The organism is Mycobacterium asiaticum (assembly GCF_001673365.1).
Classification (GTDB): domain Bacteria; phylum Actinomycetota; class Actinomycetes; order Mycobacteriales; family Mycobacteriaceae; genus Mycobacterium; species Mycobacterium asiaticum_A.
Genome location: NZ_LZLS01000003.1, coordinates 1 through 20,626 on the forward strand (window position 1 = coordinate 1; position 20,626 = coordinate 20,626).

A 20,626-nucleotide genomic window follows, 5' to 3' on the forward strand; every position below is an offset into this window, starting at 1 on the left:
GCAGCCAGCACATCGCGAACGATGGCCTGGTGCTCGGCCTCCAAGTTGGCGGCCTGGGCGCGGATCAGCGCACCGTGCGCGTCAACGTCCCCGAACTGGTAGTTAATGGTCATGACGTTGTTCTCCTAACGTAAGAAAGCGTAACCAGCCAGTGCTTTGGCGGCTAGCTGCTGAGGATCTGCTGGGAGGCCTGCTCTTGCTGCTCGTAGTTGTTCGCGTCGCGAACCAGCCCGTCGCGCACCCCGTGCAGCATGTTGACGATGTTGCGGAATGCGGTGTTCATCTGGCCCATGGTGTCCAGCGAGGTGGCCGAGGCCAGACCGCTCCAGCCGGCGCCCGAGATGTTCTGCGAGGACGCCCACATGCGACGGGCCTCGTCCTCGACGGTCTGAGCGTGGGTCTCGAAGCGCCCAGCCATTGCCCGCATTGCGTGCGGGTCAGTCATGAAACGTGAAGTCACCTGATTTCTCCTTGTCAGTACTTGAATCAGCTGTTGGAAAAGAAACACGATGGCCGATCGGCTGCACGCGGACGTATCCGCCGACCGGTAGAGCTAGCGATTTTCCCCTTTCGGTCGGCCGGCGGCCACCGGGTGCTTCACGGTCGGAAAGGTGTCGAACCCGAACGCCGTTGTACGGGTTGACGGCGGATGCAGGTGATCCGGAAGCGACGGCCCCGACCGGCCGTCCAACCCCGAAATCACCGCCTGATGGGAGATTGCCTTGGAACGCATGTCCATAGCTAATCCGACCCCAAACCTGAAATGGCCAGGCCCGCTAGCCGGCGGCCGCCGCGTTGGCGGCTTCGGTCGCGGCGTACGAGCCGGAACTGGTCGACAACGTGTTCACGAACATCTCGTGAATCGCAGCGGCTTGCGCGCTGACGGCCTGATACATCTGGGCGTGCGCGGCGAATTGGGCTGCAGTCAGCGCCGACACCTCGTCGGCGGCCGCGGGCACTACACCAGTAGTCGGCGCGGCTGCGGCGGCGTTTTGAGCGCTCATAGTGGTGCCGATGCCCTGCAGGTTCCCGGCGGCAGCGGCCAAAGCTTCCGGCTGTGTTGTCACGAACGACATGGGTGTTCCTCCCTAAATTCATCCCCAGCAACCACTCTCTGGACGAGAGTAGATGACTGCTCGGCGCCAGGTCGCCTTCGACGCCGCCCCGTAGGGATTTGTTCACTAGACGGCAATACGAATAGACCTGCTGTAACGACACAGTAACAGCGCCTGACCAGGTTCGGAGCGTGCTGGAGACAGTCCACGGAAACCTTTAAGGTTTCTCGCTTGCAAACCAAGCTGACCTGGGCTTTTGCCGATGCGCGGAACTGGGCCGAAATTGGGCGGCCAAAAAGGGGCCGGTTCTGCCTGCTGCCGGTGGCGCCGGGCCGGACTGGCAAAACCGTTCGCGTTGGGTCCATCGCCGCTGCGGTCCGGTTAACCGGCGAATGGCGGTCGGGACATCACGGTAGGGCGGAATCCGTACTTTTGGCCCACCGCGGCGGCGCTACCCTGGCCGAGGCCACCCAGGGGCATACCGCCCAGCAGGTTTCCGCTAGCTTCCGGTACCGCGCTGACGGTGCTGATCGGGATGGGGGCGGCGTGGCTAACAGCGCCGGGTCCGATGGCTCCGATATTGGCGGCGGCTGGCACCGATAGCTTGCCCAGCGATGCCGCCTGGCCCATTCCCGCGGTCACGCCGGGGCCGCCGCCGAGCAAACCGCCCAGTCCAGCCAGGCCGTGTGCTGCGTTGGCCGCAGCCGACGAAGCTGCCGGTGCCAGGCCCTTGCTGAGCGAGAGCATTGTGTTGGCCATACCGGTAGAGAAGTACGGCAGGCCTTCGATGTTGTATGCGGGACCGGCGAAGTTCCTGAATGCCGTAATCAGCCACTGCGGGTTAATCGTGCTGCTGCCACCGATGCCGTTAAGCGCCGATCCAATGACGCTGTTCGGGTTGAAGGCGATACCGGTCAATGACTCGCTGGTCGGATTCAACCCCAGGAGCGCCACGTTTCCCGGCGATGCCAGACCGGATAGCTGAGCCTGGATACCGCTGAGCATCTGGGTCAGGGTTTGTTGCGCAGAACCCGCCGACGTTGCGGCGGCTTGACCGACCGCGGTGCCTTGGATGGCAGCGGCGGCCGGACTGACCGTCTGGGGTGGCGTGGCGAACGGGGTGACCTTCGCCGCGGATGCCGACGACGCCGCGTACTGATACATGGCCGCCGCATCTTGGGCCCACATTTCACCGTACTGCGCCTCTAGTACGGCGATGACGTTGTTGTTCTGACCGAAGATGTTGGTCGCCATGGCTTGGGCCAACTCGGCGCGGTTGAGTGCCACCAATTGCGGGGGAACCGTTGCGGCGAAAGCATTTTCGTATGCCGCCGCGGCGGCGGTGGCTTGGCCTGCCGCCTGTTCGGCCTGCGTGGCGGTGGTGTTCATCCAGGCCACGTAGGGCGTGAAAGCCTCGGCCATCGAGGCCGACGCCGGACCCATCCATTCCTCGCTGGCCAGACCGGTGACCACCTTCTCGTAGCCCACAGCCGATGCATTCAGTTCCGCGGCCAACGCGTTCCATGCCGAAGCCGCGGCCACCATCGGTGCTGACCCGGGACCGGAATACATCAGCATTGAATTGATCTCCGGCGGTAATGAGCCGAAATCCATGACGTGATCCCTATCTGCTCGCGGCCGCATTGGCGGCCTCGGTGGCTGCATACGATCCAGCGCTGGTGGCCAATGTGTTGACGAACATGTCGTGGATCGCCGCGGCTTGCGCGCTCACTGCCTGATACATCTGGGCGTGCGCGGCGAACTGGGCCGCGGTCAGGGCGGACACCTCGTCGGCCGCCGCCGGAACCACCCCGGTGGTAGGCGCTGCGGACGCAGCGTTCTGAGCGGCTACCGCAGCGCCGATACCTTGCAAGCTGGCCGCCGCCGACGACAGCGCCTCGGGTTGCGTGGTCACGTACGACATCTGGGTCCTCCTCGATAGCTTTGCGGGTCAATGGTTTTCATGACTAACCCGCAGACGGTGAGCGGGTCAGCACGTTGTACTTGAAGCCGTACTTGTTGGCGTATCCGGTGGCGGCGCGGCGACCGACGCCACTGGCGGGCAGTCCGCTCAGCACGCCATTGGTGGTTGCTTTGGCCCCTGGTGACGTCGCGGCGCCCACGCCGTCGAACCCGGCGGGTGTCGACGGCAACGGGCTCACCGCAGAGACGGTGTTCGCGGCCCAGACGGGCGGCACCGACAATTTGCCGATCGTGCCGGCCTGGCCCCATCCGGCGGAAACCGGTGTCCCCCAGGCGCCGATCGCACCTGGCGGCGTCAGAGCGCCGCCCAGTGCCGGGTTGGGCGCGGGGGCGCCGGGCAATAAGCCGCCGCCCCACGAGATGAGCGAGTTCACCGAACCCAATGCGAAGTACGGATAGTTCGTCACCGAGTTCCAGATATTGGTGGAATCGCCGAATATCGTCGCGATCAGGCCGGTCGGACCCAGGAACCACGACGGAAGGGTCACCGACGACGGTGTGATCGAGAATCCCAACCCCGGTGCGCTGAGCAACGAGGCCACCGCCAGCGTCGGCGCGACGGACGCGGCGGCATTTCCTACCGGGGCAGCGAGGGCCTGGCCGACCGCCTCCGCCTGCGTGGTGATCGCCTCGGTGTTGGCGGTGAGCGGTGGTGAATTGAATGGATCCAGCGCTGCCGCGGTAGCGGAAGAAGCGGCATAGCCGTACATCGCGACCGCATCCTGCGCCCACATCTCGCCGTAGTGTGCCTCGGTGGCCGCAATCGCCGGTGTGTTCTGACCGAAGAAGTTCGTCGCAATCAGTGTCGCCAGCAGTGCCCGGTTGGCCGCGATCACCGGTGGCGGCACGGTCATGGCGAATGCGACATCGTAGGCGGCGGCGGCTGCCCGAGCCTGCGTCGCGGCCTGCTCGGCCTGCTCGGCGGTGGCGCTCATCCACGCCACGTACGGCGCAGCCGCGGCGACCATCGACGCCGACGCCGGTCCCACCCACGGGGAGCCGGTCAGTTCGCTGATCACCGAGCCGTATCCTGTTGCCGCCGTGCCTAATTCGGCAGCCAATCCATCCCAGCCCGCCGCGGCCGCCAGCATGGGACCCGGTCCAGGGCCGGCATACATCCGCCCCGAATTGATTTCGGGTGGTAACGCCCCGAAGTCGAACACCACCCCTCCTCAGCCGGCCGCGATCGCGTTGCCGATGTGGTTTGCGGCACGCCCGCCGTTGGGCCTGGCATAAGGCCCCCCATGAGGCCCCGAATGAGGCCCCGTGTGGGTCGCCTTGGTAGTTCTTCGCCGGGGCCTCCCGCCCTCGGCCTCGACAAAAGGTCGGAATAATAGCACTGTCAGCTGCTCGTTGGTTCGATCTGGAACCGCCGCATATGAAACACATTAGATTGTCGATCGTGGCAGAGCCGCCGATGACGCCAACAATTCATTACCCGCAAACCATTGTTCAGCTGGAGTTAAACGACTCGTTGAGCCTCATACGTGCTACCTGCGGAAACGCACCATATTGGGTTGCCGGATAGCGCGCCACGGCGCCTATCACAGTTCTATGAAGTCGCTATGTCCAGGCCAGCTACGCCGCATTTATATGCGGCTTCATAGAAATGCTGGCAAGCGCGAAAAGACACTGCCGCCACGTCAATCGACGCGGCGGCAGTGTGCTTCCCTGAGAGAACGTCGGTTACCGGCGCACCTCGGTGGCCGCAACCTGCACGAAGATGCCGGTGTCCTCGGCCATCAGCAGGCCTCGACCACGGGGCAGCGGGCCGCCCTTCATCTTGCCGCGAATGAACCCCTCGTCCGGGTCGGCGTCCATCACCAACAACGGCGCATTGGCCTGATGCAACGCCCGCAGCATCGGGTCGCTGCCCGCCGACGACCAACCACCGAAGGTACGGGTGACGATCACGTGCAAACCGACGTCGGCGGCCCGGTTCACGAACGGAACAGCCTTGTGCAAAGGCGAATCGAAGCCCGGCGGCAGCTGCTGGATATCGTCGACGATCAAGAAGATCTCCGGACCGCTCCACCAGGACCGCGACAGCAGTTCCTCGGCGGACAGACCAGGCGGCGGTTCCCGGCCCGCCAACGCCGCGGCCAGCTCACCCATCATCGCGACCACGCCGTCGAGGTTGTAGGCGAACTTCTCCACATACTCCGAACCCAGCATGGTCAGCAGCTGACGCCGCGGGTCGATGAGCCACACCTGCGCAGACTTCCGTCCGGCTGGCGGCGGCGGCGCGCTACTCGAGCCCGGCGCGTAAAGCCGTCCGATCTCGGACATGATCGTGGCCAACGTGGTGGTACGACCACATTCGCGTCGCCCGGTGACCATCAGGTGTGAGTTCTCGGCGAAGTTGAGGTAGACCGGCTGCAGGTCCAATTCCGAAATCGCCCAAGCGATTCCACCCGCACCGACGCCCTGACGGGCGTCCCGGGCGGCCAACTCGCGGACCTGGTCCACACCGAAGCGGGCCGGCAGCCGACGCACCGGCGGGGCCACCGCCGTGGTCATCCGGCTGACCGCCGCGACGATGCTGTCGCTCTCGAACACCGTCTCGGCGGTGTTGGCCAGAGCGGGCCGGGCAATCAGCGTGTGCAGACCGGCCTGCGGGTCGCTGTCCAGTCGCACGTAGTTGACCGCCACCATGCCGCGACCCGGCTTGACCGGGACGTCCTTGGCGAATCGAGAGCGCACCAGCTTGGCGTCTTCCACCGCGGCCAGGCGCAGCTCGACGCGGGAACCGAAGCCGCTTCGCACCGGCGGGCGCAGCTCCGATTCGCGGTCGGCGGTGACGATCACGTGCACACCGAACGACGGGCCCTGGTTGATGATCAGGTTGACCTGCTCGATCAACACTTCGTTTTCCTCGGCCAACGCCCGGTAGTTGTCGATGACGAGATAGACGTCGCCGAACCCGTCATTGGGCACCGGGCCCGCTTCACCGGCGAACTTGCGCCGTCGGAACATCTCCATCGAAGCGATGCCGTATTCGAGGAAGCTGCGCTTGCGCTCACGAACCAGCGCGAGCAACTCGGCCACCGTCCGGCGCACACCGTATGGATCGGTGGGTCCGGCCACCTCACCCACGTGCGGCAACGGACCGATCGTCGTCAACGCGGTGCTGCTGTAGGCCAGGCAGTAGAACTGCACCTGTTCGGGTGTGTGGGTCAACGCCGCCGCACAAATCAGGGTTTGCAGGGCGGTGGTCTTTCCCGAACCACCGGCGCCCAGAATCAGCACGTTGGAGCCCGGCCCGGACGTGTCGACCGTCCATGGCGGCTGGTCGTGCTTGAACGGGCGGTCGATGATTCCGATCGGGAACACCAGATCCCGCGCCGAACCGTAGTCCTTGTGCCACGGGCGACCGAGGAAGCGGTTGACCAGCTCGTCGATGGGGACGGGCTGGGTCAGCGGCGGTTGCCACAACCGGTACGGCTCGAAGTTGATCCGGCGCAGCTGCTCGATGATCACGGTGCCGACCTTCGGCGTCCTGATCGCTTCTTCTTCCTCTTCGCTTTCCGCCTCGACGACTTCACCGTTGGAGTAGCTCGCCGCCGGTTCCACACTCGGGCCGCCGACGCTCACTTCAAGCGGCGTGAACGCGTTGGTAAACAGTTGCGGGCGAACGTAATCGATGCTGTGCACCAGCACCGGGGCTTCGTCGCCGTCGACGCTCGAGATGCGCAGGTAGTCCCGCCACAAGAACTCGGCCTGGAACCGGATGATGTCTTCGAGGCTCTTGCGGAAGTAACCCAGACCGGCCTGAGCGGGCAGGTTGACCGCGTTGGGAACACCGGCGGCCTGCGCGGCGCCCGCGGTTCGTGCCTTCAGCACGAGCCGGTAACCCATGTTTTCCATGAGCTTTTCGGCTCGGCTCTCGATGGTCTGCGAGGCCATCATCAGGTGAATCCAATAGGCACGTCCCTGCCGACCGATCGAGTCGAGCACGTCGACGGCGGTCGGCATGATCCGGAACCACTCGTAGAACTCGTCGATGACCACCACGAGCATCGGTAACGGCGCCATGTCCTGGCCACGTGCTCGCATCCGGCTTCGAACCGAGTTGTACTCCTTGGCGTCGTCGACACCGGCCGAGTCACAGATCGTCTTCCGTCGGGCGATCTCGCCCCACAGTGCGTCCAGGAAGCGCTCCATCAGCGCCTGGTCTTCTTCGAGGTCGGTGATGATGCGTGAGACGTGCGGAACGCCGGCGAACGGCTTGACGGCCGATCCACCCTTGAGGTCGGCCAGCACGAATTGCAGTTCCTCCGGCGGGTGAGCGAGCATCAACGACTCGATCACCGTTCGCACCAACGTGGACTTGCCGGAACCCGTGGTACCCGACATAACGCCGTGCGGGCCGTCGCCGCCCTCGTCCAGCGACTTCATATCCAGGAACAACAGCTCGCCATTGTCGGAACGGTTCCCGAATGGCACCCGCAACCGGGATCGGCCCATGCTGTCGGTACGGCTGTCCCATAGTTCTTCGAAGTTGATCGAAGCCGGGTCGGTTACGCCGTAGTAAGCCAAGATGTCGCGGGCACCGATGTGGGCAACCCGTTGCCCGATCTCTTCGTAAGCCTCCGCCAGGCGCCACTGCGCCAGCTTCTGGGCGAACTCTTCGGCTTCGGCGATGCTCATCTGGTCGGTCAGCGCGAAGAACCACGCCTTGTCGTCAATCACCATCCAGGTGTCGCGGTCGCGGGGCAGCGCCTCGATAACGCCGATCTTGTCGAACTCGAGCTTGCGCTCGGGGACCTCGGTCCACATCGGCGAGCCGGTCAGGTCGAAGAATGTCACTCCGTCGACGCCCTCGGCGCTGATCACGTACTCCCACTGCGGGTCGTCGACGTCGGCGATGATGACGTGATGCGGCGTCGGGGTCTGCGCCGACGAACTGGCGTGCCTGGGCGTGAACGACCCGCGGCCGGCGAACAGTTCGGCCTGTTCGGCGGCGAATTCGCGCACCGAGCTGTACACCATCCGGGCGCTGCCCGCGGCGTCGGTCCGCCGCGAGTCACCGAAGTGCGGAAGCCACTTGACCCAGTCCCACTCCTCGAGGTCCGAACTGACGACGATGAGCCGGACGTGGTCGGGCCCGTGGGAGAACGCCAGTTGGCAGATGATCGCGCGCATCAGACCCAGCGTCTGCTCGCGGTCCCCGACCAGCGCGTACCAGGGTTCAACCAGCACCGAGATCATCTTCGGCAGGTTGTAGACCACGCTCTGGTAGCGACCGAACTCCTGCAGCGCCTTACCGGTGACCGGCTCCAGCTCGATGTCGGTGGGCATATTCTGCGGCTCACCCCAGGTCACCTCGGGGCGAGTCATGCCGACGCCAACCCGCACGACCCCGAAGTTGAGGTCTTTGCCGTCGGGCTTGCGCTCCCACATTCGCTGGGTTCCGACGGCCGCCGCCAGTGTGTTGGGTGCCGGGTGGAACCAGCGGTAGTTGGCGTCCATGCTGTCGGCCGACTCTTGAGCGGTCTCGCGCAGCATGTCCAGCATCAGCATGAACTGGGCGCGCATCGCGTCCAATTTCGGTCGACTCATCTGCTGTGCGCCGCCGCCGCCGACACCGCGGAACATCATCAGCATCATGCCGCCGACCATGAAGATCGGGAAGATCGAGCCGACGCCACCGAACACGTGTGAACCGCTGGCAAACGTCATGGCGACCATGCCGCCCAGCAGACCGATCACCACGACGCCGACCACGATCAGCCACCAGGGCTTGCCTTCCGGCGGCGGGATGCTCAGCGGAGTCGGCAGGACGATGTTCTCCGGCTTGATTACCGGAGGCTTCTCCGGTGTGGGTCGTGCAAAACCACGTTTCACTTCGGTACCACCAACTCTGCAGGGGTCATATCCATCGGTAGCGTGTTGTGCTCCACCAGGGCGTCCGCACGCGACAACGTCGGACCCTGCGGCAGCAACCGCAGTGCCACCCAGGGCGCGAGGCTCGGCTGCAACGTCAGTCCCAGCGCTTCGCGTGCTTCCTTGGTGTCGTCCACGCCGAATCGCGCGCCGGCGCTGGTCAGCCACCACAACGATTCGGTGGTCTGGGCGCCCGGATTGTTGCCGGTGACGGCCACGAAGTTGGAGTAGTTGGGGCCGTAGTAGATCTGGTCGGCCACCCGACCGCTCATGTCGGCCTTCACCAGGTTGACGACCCTGTTCATCTCGGACGCCTTGATCGGGATGGTCGGTCCGGACACCACCTGCACGCGGGCCCGGTGCTCGCCGTCGGTCCGTTCCCACCACCAGCAGGTCGACGGGTTTTCCCGGATGTCGATCACATTCAACGGGTCGTTCGGGTACGCGGACAGGTCCAACCGGTTGACCACCGGCATCTTGGCCAGAGCGGACGGCTCGACGGTGACCGGCTTGGTGTTGCCCGGCCGGCCGGCGTTCTGCAGAATCTGGGCGACCAGCGGCGGCAGGGTCTGCACACCGTCCTCCAGCACCAACGAATACTGTTGCGGCCCACTAATTTGCGGCGTGACGAGGATCGTCCCGACCGGACCCGGCGCACCGGGGAATGTTGCCGGGGCACCCGCCTTGGGGACCTCGGGAACCAACAGTTCCGGCCCGACCGGCAGGGCGTCGTACAGCGCGTGGCTCATCGGCCGCGCCTGGCTGATTTGCTCGGGCGTCAAGCCCAGCGGCAACAACACCGAGCGGTCGGTGGCGTCGATCTTCGAGCGGCGACCTTCCCGGATCACCCAGGTGTTACCGCCGTAACTGAGTACCACGGCGTCCGATCCGCTCAGTACCTTGCGGTGGCCGGTCATATCTGGGGTGCCGTCGATGACGGTCACGGTGACGCCGCTCATCGAAGCCACACCGCCGGAGGCGCCGCCCACGGTGTCACATACCAGCCAGGACGACGCCGGAGGATTCTTGGGTGCGAACTCCGTTGGCGCGCCGGGAATACCGACCAGCGGCCCGTGCGGCATGCTGGCGATCTGACTACTCCGAACCTGATGCGGGTTATCGGGTCGTCCGGTGATCAGCCGCGCCGAGGCCAGGTTCAGCGCCGGATACAGCCGGTCCCCGACCTTGACATAGAGGGCGCCCGAGTCGCGGTCGGCGATGATCGGTGCGTCATTGATCTGACCGGCTGGGCTCAGGAACGAGTACAGCAACGCGCCCAGGCAGATGACCAGGGCGGCCGACACCGAGGCAACCACCGCCAACGTCTGACGACGGCCCGGCTCGATCTCCATGCGCACCCGCCAACGGGTCAACGCCATTGCGGTGCGGCGGGCCAGGAATTGGTAGCCGGTTACCTGGGTCCGCGTCGACAATCCGAGGCCGTAACCCGACCCCCGCTGTCCGCGGCTATGTTCAGCCAACCCTCGATCACCTTTCGATCTGTCAAAACGCCTGGATTTGTAGCACTCAACCGTAGGACACCGGCACTGACCTCGCCAGGCGGGCGACGGCCGCGCTGAATCCCCCGTCGATTCGCCGTATCTTCACTGGGAATGGTAGCTGCGAATGGCCTTCTCGGCGCGGCAAGTAACAGACTGTTCAATCAACCTCGCACCGAACGCGCACACCCCACGTGTCTGCAGGCGGGTACGGCACGCAAGATGGGCGCATGACTGAGCTTGCGCCTTCGCTTGTCGAACTTGCCCGACGGCTCGGTATTGCCACCAGTTACGAGGACTGGAGTGGTCGCGAGGTGCAGGTCAACGAGAACACATTGGTGGCCGTTCTCGCTGCCCTTGGTGTGTCCGCAGCCACCGAGCACGACCGCAACCACGCGCTCAAGGCGCACCTTGGTGCGTTTTGGGCGCGGCCGTTGCCGCCCACCATCGTCGGGCGAGCGGGTGACCAGACGCGATTCTGGGTGCACGTGACGCACGGCGCTCCGGCCGAGGTGTGGGTGGAGCTCGAGGATGGAACGCAACGCTTCGGTCCTGACAGCGGCCCGGTGCAGGTCGACAACTTCACCCCGCCCTTTGATCTGGATGGACGCTGGGTCGGTGAGGCCAGCTTCGTACTGCCGACCGACCTGCCGCTGGGCTATCACCGATTGGTCCTGCGATCGGGCGACTACCAAACCAGTACCGCCCTGATCGTGACGCCGGATTGGCTCGGTCTGCCGGACCGGCTGGGGAACCGCCGCGCCTGGGGGCTGGCCACCCAGCTCTACAGCGTGCGGTCCCGCCAGTCCTGGGGCGTGGGCGACCTGACCGACCTGGCCGATCTGGCCCTGTGGTCCGCCTCGGCGCACGGCGCAGACTACGTGCTGGTCAACCCGCTCCACGCCGCGGCACCACCGAGTCACAAGGTGCCGATGGAACCATCGCCGTACCTGCCGACATCGCGGCGTTTCGTCAATCCGTTGTATCTGCGGGTCGAAGCGATTCCGGAGTTTGCCGAGTTGCCCAAGCGCGGTCGGGTGCGGGCACTGCGCGAGGAGGTGCAGCGCGCGGCCGGTCGCCTCGACAGCATCGATCGCGACAGCGCCTGGACCGCCAAACGCGCCGCTCTGCGACTTATCCACCGGGTGCCGCGGTCGGCCGGCCGCGAATTGGCCTATGCCGCGTTCCGCAACCGGGAAGGGCGCGCCCTGGACGACTTCGCGACATGGTGCGCGCTGGCCGAGAAGCATGGCGTCGACTGGCGTCGGTGGCCGAAATCACTGCGGCATCCCTACTCCCCCGGCGTCGCCGAGTTCGCAGCCAAGAACCCGGCCGCTGTCGATTTCCACCGCTGGCTGCAATGGCAGTTGGACGAACAGCTCGCAGCGGCGCAGTCGCAGGCCGTCCGAGCCGGCATGGCGCTGGGGATCATGCATGACCTCGCTGTCGGCGTCCATCCGACCGGAGCGGACGCATGGGCCCTGCAGGACGCGCTGGCCCTGGGCGTGACGGCGGGTGCGCCCCCGGACGAGTTCAATCAGCTCGGCCAGGACTGGTCCCAGCCGCCGTGGCGGCCGGACCGGCTCGACGAGCTGGAGTACCGGCCGTTCCGCGCTTTGATCCGGACGGTGTTGCGGCACGCCGGTGGGGTCCGCATCGACCACATCATCGGGTTGTTCCGGCTGTGGTGGATCCCAGATGGCGCGCCACCGACCGACGGCACCTATGTGCGCTACGACCACGAGGCGATGATCGGGATCGTCGCCCTGGAAGCACACCGGGCCGGCGCCGTCGTCGTCGGCGAGGACCTCGGCACCGTCGAACCATGGGTACGGGACTACTTATTACTGCGCGGACTGCTCGGCACCTCGATTCTGTGGTTCGAGCAGGATGACGCGGGTGGCGGTCCGCTGCCCGCCGAACGCTGGCGGGAGTACTGCCTGTCTTCGGTCACCACCCACGACCTGCCGCCGACGGCCGGCTACCTGGCCGGCGACCATGTGCGGCTGCGGGAATCGCTGGGTCTGCTGGGGCGGTCCGTCGAGGCGGAGTTGGACTCCGCTGCGACGGAACGGGCGGCGTGGCTTGCCGAGTTGCGTCGGGTGGGCTTGCTTGACGACGGCGAGGACAGCCCCGAGCGGCTGATTCTGGCCCTCTATCGATACCTGGGCCGGACGCCGTCGCGCCTGTTGGGCGTGGCGCTTACCGACGCGGTCGGTGACCGGCGCACCCAGAATCAGCCCGGTACCACCGACGAATACCCGAACTGGCGGGTTCCGTTGTCCGGGCCGGACGGCAACCCCGTCGTGTTGGAGGACGTCTTCACCGATCCTCGCGCCGCTGAGTTGCTCGATGCCGTGCGTGCAATTACTGCCCCGAAAACGACCTGAAATCATGGTGGATCGAGTCGCACTCAGCGACCTGGTGCATCGCTACGCGGCCTGGGTTGACGACCGCGAATTTGATTTGGTAGCAACGCTTTTCACTGAGTCTGCGGAATTGGTGGTGCCGCATCCGCCGACCAGCCTGGAGCCTGTCGACACCCATCGCGGCCATCAGGCCATCGCCGCGGCGGTAGCTGCCGTTGCCCAGGTCGTCCGTACCCAACACGCGATCGTTGGCGAGGTCTATGACGCGGTCGATAGCGGGCAGCCCGGGGCGGCTCGCGGGCGCATCGCCTGTATTGCGCACCACTTCAGCGAACATCCGGACACCGGATTCACCGATCACGTCTGGCATCTGCGCTACGACGACGAATATGAATTGACCGACGCGGGTTGGCGCATCGGCCGCCGAACCCTGACCATCGACGCAATCGAAACCCGGCCGGTGCGCCTATTGCGTCTTCGGAACCCGCCGTCCGCCTAGCCCGGCAACCGGTCCACTATTCACCGAACCCGTTTGTCCAGAAGGCATTTCGGGTAGGCGAAACACATGGCGGACAGCGCGCGCGATCCCCTCGGTCCCGACGATCTGCTCGAGTTGGAAAAGCGGGCGGAGCGCACACCGGAGGTGGTGGTGATAGTTGGCGCCGTTCTTGCGTTCGTCATCTCGGTGGCGGCCTTCGCCTTGGGGCAAGCGGGCGCGGGCATCGTGGCCGGCAGTGTCGGAATGCTGGTCTTCGGCGCGGGGCTTTCGTGGCTTGGGATGGAACGCCGGCGCGTTAGAGACGCGGAACGGGATGTCCGGTTCGGCGATCCGAGCTAGAGCCCAGCTAGATCAGCGCAGTGCAGCAAGATTGTTTACCGACTTCTCCACGTCGGAACGCAACACCCTGGCCACCAGCCGTCCCACCGGTCCGCTGAGGACGCCACCGGACAGGTCGGCAGTCAGATGGAAATCAGAGCCGGGATCCTTATCTTGAACCGACATTGCCACCGTGATGCGAATGCCGCCGCGGCCGCGACCTTTGAGTTCGATGGCGTTGGGCTCGTCGTACTGGGTGACTTCCCAGTGCACCACGTTGCGAAATCCCTTGACCCGGATGCACGACGAGACGCAGGTGCCTTTTTCGATCGTCGACGGGACCTCGCCACGCCAACCGGCGAAGATCGTCATCCACTCGTCGAAGCGCTGCAAATCGGACGCCAACTTCCAGGCTGCTTCCGGTTCCACGTCCGACGTGGTCGACACCTCTACTTTGGCCAACGGAATCCGCTCCTCACGACGTCGAGTTGCGGTCTTGCATACCCCGCTGTCTTGGCGGGTTAAACCCGGTCGTCCCTGGTGACCGAAGCAGATCGGGACAGTTTCCTATTTATACAGTCGACATGGTGTAAATTTGCTCATCGTGAGTAAAACCACCAGCAAGGATTCCGCCACCCCCCTCGACGCCGATGCGATGGAACGACAGTTGGGCGTCGATTACGCGAGCGAGGTGCACGAGGCGGAGGACGTCGTCGACGTCGAGTCGTACGGCGGCGGATTCGATCTGACCAGGCGGGCAACCGCCCCGCGCCTGCGCGTGGGTCGGGACAAGTGGTTCAACCTGCTGTGGCTGATTCCGATCGGCTTCGTCGTGATGGTCGCCGGTATCGCGGTCGGCAAAGGGCTGCACAACATTCCGGAGGTGCAGTCGTTCATCAGTCGCTACCCAGGGACTGACGTGAGTTCCAGCATCGCCGGACGCCCCGCCTGGATCGGCTGGACGCACTTTTTCAACCTCTTCATGATGATGTTCATCATCCGGTCCGGGATTCAGATCCTCTGCGACCACCCACGGCTCTACTTCAGCCGCAACGCCACGCCTGGCAAGGATGAGTGGCTGCGTGTCGGCCCGCCCGTCCCCGACGACCCGCTGTGGACGGCCAACGCCGATACCGTTGCTCTCCCACCACAATTCGGGTTGCCCGGGTTCCGGCACTCCATCGGACTGGCCCGGTGGTGGCACCTCGGCATCGACGTGTTGTGGTTGGTCAACGGTGCGGTCTTCTACGTGCTGCTGTTCACCACCGGCCAGTGGCGGCACCTGGTGCCGACGAGCTGGGACGTATTTCCCAACGCCGCATCGGTGGCGATTCAGTACCTGTCGCTTAATTGGCCGGCCGACAACGGTTGGGTTGCCTACAACGGCCTGCAGTTGATCACCTACTTCACCACGGTGTTTATTGCCGCCCCGGCCGCCCTGATCACCGGGCTCGGCATGTCACCGGCGTTGTCGCAGCGGGTGCACTGGCTCAGCAAACGGCTGAGCATCCAGCACGCCCGGTCGCTGCACTTCCTGGTGTTGGTGTACTTCCTGTTCTTCATCCTCACCCACGTCACGATGGTTTTCGCGACTGAGGCACTGCGCAACCTCAACCACATGTTCGCCGCCCGCGACGACAACAGCTGGGTGGGCTTCGGGGTGTTCTGCGTGGCCATGGTGGTCGTGGCGGTCGCATGGGTCGCCGCGACGCCGTTCACCATTCGCCATCCGCGCGTGGTGCAGCGAGTCGGCAACGCGCTGGTGGGCCCGTTCCAGCGGGCGCTGGAGCGGCTTAACCCCAAGCCCGGTGCCTTCACCGAGAAAGACATTTCGCCCTATCACTGGCGGAACGGCCGGCTGCCGGAGACCGTCGAATACAAGGAGCTGGAGAAGGACGACTTCAAGGATTGGCGGCTACGGGTCTACGGCCTCGTTGAGAATCCGACGGCTTTCTCGCTCGACGATCTGCATGCGTTGCCCTACCACGACCAGATCACCCAGCACTTCTGCATCCAGGCCTGGTCGGGTGTTGCCAAGTGGGGCGGGGTGTCGATGCAGACGATCATCGACATCGTCAAACCGCTGCCCGAGGCGAAATGGGTGGTCTTCTACTCGATGGGACTCGGCGCCACCGGCGGCATCTACTACAACGCGCACCCGCTCGAGCAGATGACACATCACATGAGCATGCTGGCCTACAACATGAACGGCGAGCCGCTCCCTTACCTGCATGGCAGACCGTTGCGTCTACGCAACGAGTTGCAGCACGGCTTTAAGCAGGTGAAGTGGATCAAAGGTATTGAGTTCGTCGCCGACTACTCCGAGATCGGAAGTGGCTACGGCGGCTACAGCGAAGACCACAAGTTCTTCGGCCGTCACCAGACGCTCTAGCGCTTGCGCGCTAGGCGCCTGGCCAGGCGGATTCCACCTGGGTAGCTATGTCGATGACCTGCGCGGCCTGCGACTGCGGTGAGTCGATCTCTTCCCTGACGTACTGAGCGATAAACCGTCGGATCTCCCCGTCCACCCCGGCCAGGATGCGCAGCACTTCGCCGCGGATCGACGTGGACGACACGTTGACGGTGATGTCGGACGGCCTCGGCTTGGAGACGTCGACGATGATCAGCAGTGGGTCGGCTGCCCGCGCTGTGGCACGCAGCGCAATGTCGCCGGCTACCACGAAGCGCTGCTTGTCCAGCCGTAGGTCGAGAAGCAGGTCGATGGACAGCGGAATGTGGATGACGAAAGTGATCAGATCGCCGAGCTTGCGGGTGACTCGGGGCTCTTGAATCTTGACTTTGGCGCTCACCTTGGCGATCCCGCCCGGCCCTTGCGCGATGGGTTCCATGGCGAACTCACTGCCCGCGATATCGGCCAATGCGGCAGCGACCCGGTCGGGCGTTACGGCAACCTCGAAAAACTTGCGACCGAACTCTTCGTAGCTGTAGAAGGCATGGTTTTCCATAAGATTTATACCGTCTCATGTCGCGCGCTCTCTGGGTCGCTGATCCGCACGAGTCGCAGCAATTCGCCCCGCGTGACCGGGTGTGACCGGGACCGTCACACGTTTGGGACCTGCACGGAGAGCTGCGTTGTGATCTGCGCCACCGCTGTGAACAAGGCCACAAGCGGCCCGTTTGATTCGGTGTGTCGCGCGAGGGCCTGCCACCCTGGAACGTTGGAGGTGTTTGAAGTCTGATGGGCGTGCACGAATCAACTCAGCAGCGCTCGGGGGTCTCGCGAAGCGACGAGCCGCCCGTTACGCGGGCCATCACGAAGAGGGCCATCACGCGGGCCCCGGTGTTGCTCGGTGCCGCGTTGGCCTGGCTGGTGGCTGCGTTGGCCGTCGGGTCGTCGGTAGGCGCGGCGATGCCCACGATGCCTATGTGGGCGATTGTCGCGCTGACGCTTGTCTTCGGTCTATTGGTGGGTGCCGTCACGCGAGGCATCGCCGGTGGGCCGGACCTGGATTGGCGGGGCCTTGCCGGTCGCGCCGCCGTCGCGGTAGCCGTGGGCGTGGTCGTCGGTGAGCTCGCCGCGCTCGTGATGTTTTCCGGCGCGGTCGACCACCGGCTCGAGGAAAAAGCCTTGCGCACCGCGGACACGGCTCCGGCGGTGGCGCAGGCGACGGCCTCGTTACAACAGGCGCGAGCGTCACGCTCGGCGTTGGATACCGCCGTCGAACAAGCGCGCGGGCAGCTGGACAACGCCCTGGTGGTGGCCCGCTGCGAGTACAACCCCTCCCCGGCCTGCCCACAGACCCGCATTACCGGCATTCCCGGTCGCGGACCCGAAGCCCGAACGGCCAACGAGTTGCTCGCCGACGCGCAACGTGAGTTGGGTAACGCGCTGGCCACCCGCGACCGGCAGGCGCCCGAGCGGGACGCCGCGATCTCGCATGAGGAGAACTCCCTGGCCGACGCACGCAGCGCGGTGGTTGCCAACGCCGGCAACGGCCTGGGTGCGCGCTGGGTGGCCATGAATGACTTGACGCTTGCCAGCCCGGGCGCGTTGGCCCTGCGCATCCTGACAATCGCGTTTTTTGCGCTGCTGTATCTGCTGCCCCTGATTCTGCGGATGTGGCGTGGCGAAACAACCCACGATCGGCATGCGGCGGCGCACGCCGAGCGCGAGCGCGCCGAGCTGGACGCCGATACCGCGATCGCGGTCAAGCGGGCCGAAGTCCGCCGCGCCGCCGAAATCATGTGGGCTGAGCATCAACTCGTCCAGACGCGCCTCGCCATCGAGGCGCAGGCCGAGATCGACCGCGAGCACCATCGCCGCCGAGTCGTCGAGGCACTTGACGCGCCGGTGCACGCCACGTCGGAACGTACCTTCGAGCCAGTGACCGAGCTAGTGTCCGAGCCAGTGTCCGAGCTAGTAGAGGAAGACATGTACTTGCCGATTGCCGCGGAGGCCGAGGCCGCCAGCCGCGCCCGCCGCACTGATCAAGCCGAACTGCCTGCCGCTCCGGCCCATGTTCCCGAGAACCTGCCGGCACCCGTCCAGCCTGACGCGCCGACGCTGGAGCACTACCAGGAACCCGCCACCAATCGGGGCACGCCGCTGATTCCGTCGATTCCGGATGCCACCAAGGCGGCCGCCCGGTGGATTCGCCCGCTGGTGCCGCCGTTCGTGGCGCGCGTGATCGACAACACCACCGCGCCACTGCGTTCCGCGCGGCAGGTGTTCGAAGAGGTCGAGGAAATTGCGTTCTCGCTCAAGCGCACTCGCAAGGTGACGGTCGATTCCGAGAGTTCTGAACCAGCCCGCACGCAGCAGCAGCCGCTGCCGGCCGTGGAGGCTCCGGGTGGGCCAGTCCCGGGCGGCCCCAACCGGATCGATTCGACGCGCGGTCACGCCGCGCACCCGCACTCTGCCGCCAACTATGGTGCCGCCAACTATGGTTCCCTCGGCGGCGAGGGAAGCCAGGCGTCGTTGGGTCAGACACCGCCGCCGGATCTGGCAGGTCTGTCCGTCGGGTCCTCGGCGCACGAGGGTCGTCGGGAGTTGGCCGAGCGGCAGGGGCCTCGTGAACTGCGCGCCCCAGAGGGTCCGCGCCAGCTGCCGCCCGGCAAATAGGGTGCAGTAGCCTAACGCAGGTGGACCTCGTGACGGCAACAATCGTAGGGCAGCAACTGACGGTCATCCGGGCGACTTCGTCCACGACTCCGGCCGCCGCATGAAGGTCAGTCTGTTTCTCGCGGACGCGGCCCAGGCTGACGTTCAGTCCGGCAAGGTCCACACGCTCGGGCTGGGCTGGCGACAGTGTCAAACACCAACGCCCCCTTTTGCTCTGGTGATTTTCCTGGATATCGATTGGGACGAAACCAACAAGCAGCACAAGCTCACCTGCCAGCTGCTGACTACCGACGGCGAGTTGGTGATGGTGCCCGGGCCGCAAGGCCCGCAACGAATTCTGTTCGAGGCGGCCGCCGAGGCGGGACGGCTGCCGGGTGCCATCCACGGCACCGCTGTCCGGATGCCACTCACCCTCAACATCCCGGGCGGTATTCCGCTGGAACCGGGCATCTACGAGTGGCGAGTGGAGGTAGACGGCTTCGAGCAGGCTACGGCTGTCGAGGCCTTCATCGTGTCCGCCGGTGGGACCCCACCGACGCCGGCGTAGCGCGCCGATATGAAAGTTGTTGCGCGGCCGGTTAGTTGACGCTTAGTTCGAGGCGCTCTAGACGGCGCACCAGCAGGCTGGGCAGCCATCGTCCGACGTCGACCGCGTCGAATTGCGTGGTTCGGTCGAGCAACAGTCCCAGTACGATCTGGGCCTCCATGCGGGCCAGGGCGGCGCCGACGCAGAAGTGCGCGCCGCGCCCAAAACTCAGATGGCTTTTGCCTTGGCCACGGTCGAGCCGGAACTCGTTGGGCGCTTCGACGTGCTCGGGATCCCGGTTCGCGGCTCCCCACAACAGCAGGAGGCGAGAGTGCGCGGGTAGGTCGACCCCGCCCAACGTGGTGTCGCGCACAACGTGTCGGTAGTGGCCTCGGAACGGCGCCTCGTAGCGCAGCGTCTCCTCGATGAACGCGCCAAGCAAGTCGGGATGGTCACGAACCTGACGTTGAATATCGGGCCGCAGCGCCAGGATGTAGGCGGCGCTGCCCAACAATGACGCGGTCGACTCGCCGCCGGCCGCGAACAACGTAATCATCATGACCTGGGCGGTGAGGTTGTCGAGTTCGCCGGCGGCACAAGCACTTGCCAGCTCGCCGAGCAGATTGTCCCGCGGTTCGGCGGCCGCGCGGGTGAACTGCTCGGTGACGTAGCCGCTGAGTTCCATCACCGCGACCCCCGCGGCGGCGAGCTGCGCCTGATCGGCCAGGCCTTCCAGCATTTGGGTTGCCGCGCAACCCCATTGCACCAGTTGATCGATGTCCGGATCGGGCAGTCCGAGCAGTTCGGCAACCACCATCATCGGGAGTCGATTGGCCAGGGCGCCCATCCATTCGATCCGGCCGGCGTCGATGCCGGTGGTCCATACCCGTTCTGCGGTCCGGGTGGCGAAGTGTTCGATGGCGCGAATTCGCTTGGCCGCCAGGTAGCGCACCAGTAGCTTGCGGTGTAGCGCGTGACTGGGGTCGTCCGCCGTGGCCAGTACATGGGTGGGTCCGCCGAGTCGATCCATCTCGAACGGCACAACGGTGCCCTCGGCGGTGTACATCATGGTTGCGGTCAGGTTCGACGAGAAGTCTTCGGTACGGGTGATCGCTTCGTTGACGGCATCCCACCCGCACACCGCGTAGAACGCGGATTCTCCTACTCGGTGGACGGGGCCGGCGGCGCGCATCCGCTCATACAGCGGGTAGGGGTCCTGCATGGACTCGACACCGAACAACTCGATGGGATCGTGCACCAGGGTCATCGCTTCAGGCTCATCGCTTGACGGCTACCAGGTCAATGGGACGACGCGAAGTTGAAATCCGGATGCGTGAGAGAACCGCTAGACACGTCTCAAGAGCGTGCCGGGACCTGGCACTATGCTGAGACGCAATCCGTCTTTCGT

The 20,626-nt window shown here is 65.3% G+C and carries 16 protein-coding genes and 1 pseudogene; 6 read left to right on the plus strand and 11 right to left on the minus strand.

Translation table 11 applies throughout. The annotated features are described in order from the left end of the window. The 8 genes and pseudogenes from A5634_RS00210 to eccB all read right to left on the minus strand — a co-directional run. A pseudogene (locus tag A5634_RS00210) lies at positions 1 to 113 on the minus strand (type VII secretion protein EsxI); the annotation flags it as partial. 50 nt (positions 114 to 163) lie between these two features. Continuing rightward, positions 164 to 460: a WXG100 family type VII secretion target gene (locus A5634_RS00215; protein WP_155769267.1), complete on the minus strand. Its 297-nt coding sequence runs from the start codon at positions 458 to 460 to the stop codon at positions 164 to 166. 316 nt (positions 461 to 776) lie between these two features. Next, positions 777 to 1,076 (minus strand): type VII secretion system ESX-5 target PE19, encoded by a 300-nt coding sequence (locus tag A5634_RS00225; protein WP_055579137.1) that lies wholly within the window; start codon positions 1,074 to 1,076, stop codon positions 777 to 779. Positions 1,077 to 1,436: 360 nt separating this feature from the next. Beyond that, positions 1,437 to 2,669, minus strand: a complete 1,233-nt coding sequence (locus tag A5634_RS00230; protein ID WP_065142083.1) for a PPE family protein — start codon at positions 2,667 to 2,669, stop codon at positions 1,437 to 1,439. 10 nt (positions 2,670 to 2,679) lie between these two features. After that, positions 2,680 to 2,979, minus strand: coding sequence for a PE family protein (locus A5634_RS00235; RefSeq protein ID WP_065142084.1), 300 nt, complete (start codon positions 2,977 to 2,979; stop codon positions 2,680 to 2,682). A gap of 43 nt (positions 2,980 to 3,022) precedes the next feature. Then, complete coding sequence (locus A5634_RS00240; RefSeq protein ID WP_065142221.1) at positions 3,023 to 4,201, minus strand: PPE family protein; 1,179 nt, start codon at positions 4,199 to 4,201, stop codon at positions 3,023 to 3,025. Positions 4,202 to 4,724: 523 nt separating this feature from the next. Then, positions 4,725 to 8,885 (minus strand): type VII secretion protein EccCa, encoded by a 4,161-nt coding sequence (gene eccCa, locus A5634_RS00245; RefSeq protein WP_065142085.1) that lies wholly within the window; start codon positions 8,883 to 8,885, stop codon positions 4,725 to 4,727. Next, complete coding sequence (eccB, locus tag A5634_RS00250; protein ID WP_065142086.1) at positions 8,882 to 10,405, minus strand: type VII secretion protein EccB; 1,524 nt, start codon at positions 10,403 to 10,405, stop codon at positions 8,882 to 8,884. Before eccB ends, eccCa begins: the two co-directional genes overlap by 4 nt. Before the next feature lie 248 nt (positions 10,406 to 10,653). On the opposite strand from eccB, the gene malQ reads away from it, so the two are divergent. The 3 genes from malQ (at position 10,654) to A5634_RS00265 (ending at position 13,630) form a co-directional block, all read left to right on the plus strand. Further along, positions 10,654 to 12,813 (plus strand): 4-alpha-glucanotransferase, encoded by a 2,160-nt coding sequence (gene malQ, locus A5634_RS00255; protein ID WP_065142087.1) that lies wholly within the window; start codon positions 10,654 to 10,656, stop codon positions 12,811 to 12,813. 4 nt (positions 12,814 to 12,817) lie between these two features. Further along, positions 12,818 to 13,291 carry a nuclear transport factor 2 family protein gene (locus tag A5634_RS00260; RefSeq protein WP_065142088.1) on the plus strand — a complete coding sequence of 158 codons (474 nt, stop codon included), beginning with the start codon at positions 12,818 to 12,820 and terminating at the stop codon, positions 13,289 to 13,291. Positions 13,292 to 13,357: 66 nt separating this feature from the next. Further along, a complete protein-coding gene (locus tag A5634_RS00265) occupies positions 13,358 to 13,630 on the plus strand; it encodes a hypothetical protein (protein ID WP_065142089.1) in 273 nt (90 codons plus the stop codon). 12 nt (positions 13,631 to 13,642) lie between these two features. On the opposite strand, the gene A5634_RS00270 is transcribed toward A5634_RS00265, so the two are convergent. Beyond that, positions 13,643 to 14,071: a type II toxin-antitoxin system Rv0910 family toxin gene (locus A5634_RS00270; protein ID WP_216638698.1), complete on the minus strand. Its 429-nt coding sequence runs from the start codon at positions 14,069 to 14,071 to the stop codon at positions 13,643 to 13,645. A 193-nt stretch (positions 14,072 to 14,264) separates the two neighbouring features. Between A5634_RS00270 and A5634_RS00275 the strand changes: the two genes are divergently transcribed. After that, a complete protein-coding gene (locus A5634_RS00275) occupies positions 14,265 to 16,001 on the plus strand; it encodes a molybdopterin-dependent oxidoreductase (protein WP_065142223.1) in 1,737 nt (578 codons plus the stop codon). Positions 16,002 to 16,011: 10 nt separating this feature from the next. Here the strand turns inward: A5634_RS00275 and A5634_RS00280 are convergent, their stop codons facing one another. Then, positions 16,012 to 16,575 (minus strand): hypothetical protein, encoded by a 564-nt coding sequence (locus A5634_RS00280; protein WP_065142090.1) that lies wholly within the window; start codon positions 16,573 to 16,575, stop codon positions 16,012 to 16,014. A gap of 233 nt (positions 16,576 to 16,808) precedes the next feature. On the opposite strand from A5634_RS00280, the gene A5634_RS00285 reads away from it, so the two are divergent. Next, positions 16,809 to 18,692, plus strand: a complete 1,884-nt coding sequence (locus A5634_RS00285) for a DUF4407 domain-containing protein (protein WP_065142091.1) — start codon at positions 16,809 to 16,811, stop codon at positions 18,690 to 18,692. Positions 18,693 to 18,792: 100 nt separating this feature from the next. Next, entirely contained in the window at positions 18,793 to 19,239 is a 447-nt protein-coding gene (locus tag A5634_RS00290; RefSeq protein ID WP_065142092.1) for a DUF6941 family protein, read from the plus strand. Between the two features lie 31 nt (positions 19,240 to 19,270). Here the strand turns inward: A5634_RS00290 and A5634_RS00295 are convergent, their stop codons facing one another. Continuing rightward, positions 19,271 to 20,485 carry a cytochrome P450 gene (locus A5634_RS00295; protein ID WP_065142093.1) on the minus strand — a complete coding sequence of 405 codons (1,215 nt, stop codon included), beginning with the start codon at positions 20,483 to 20,485 and terminating at the stop codon, positions 19,271 to 19,273. Positions 20,486 to 20,626: the final 141 nt, after the last annotated feature.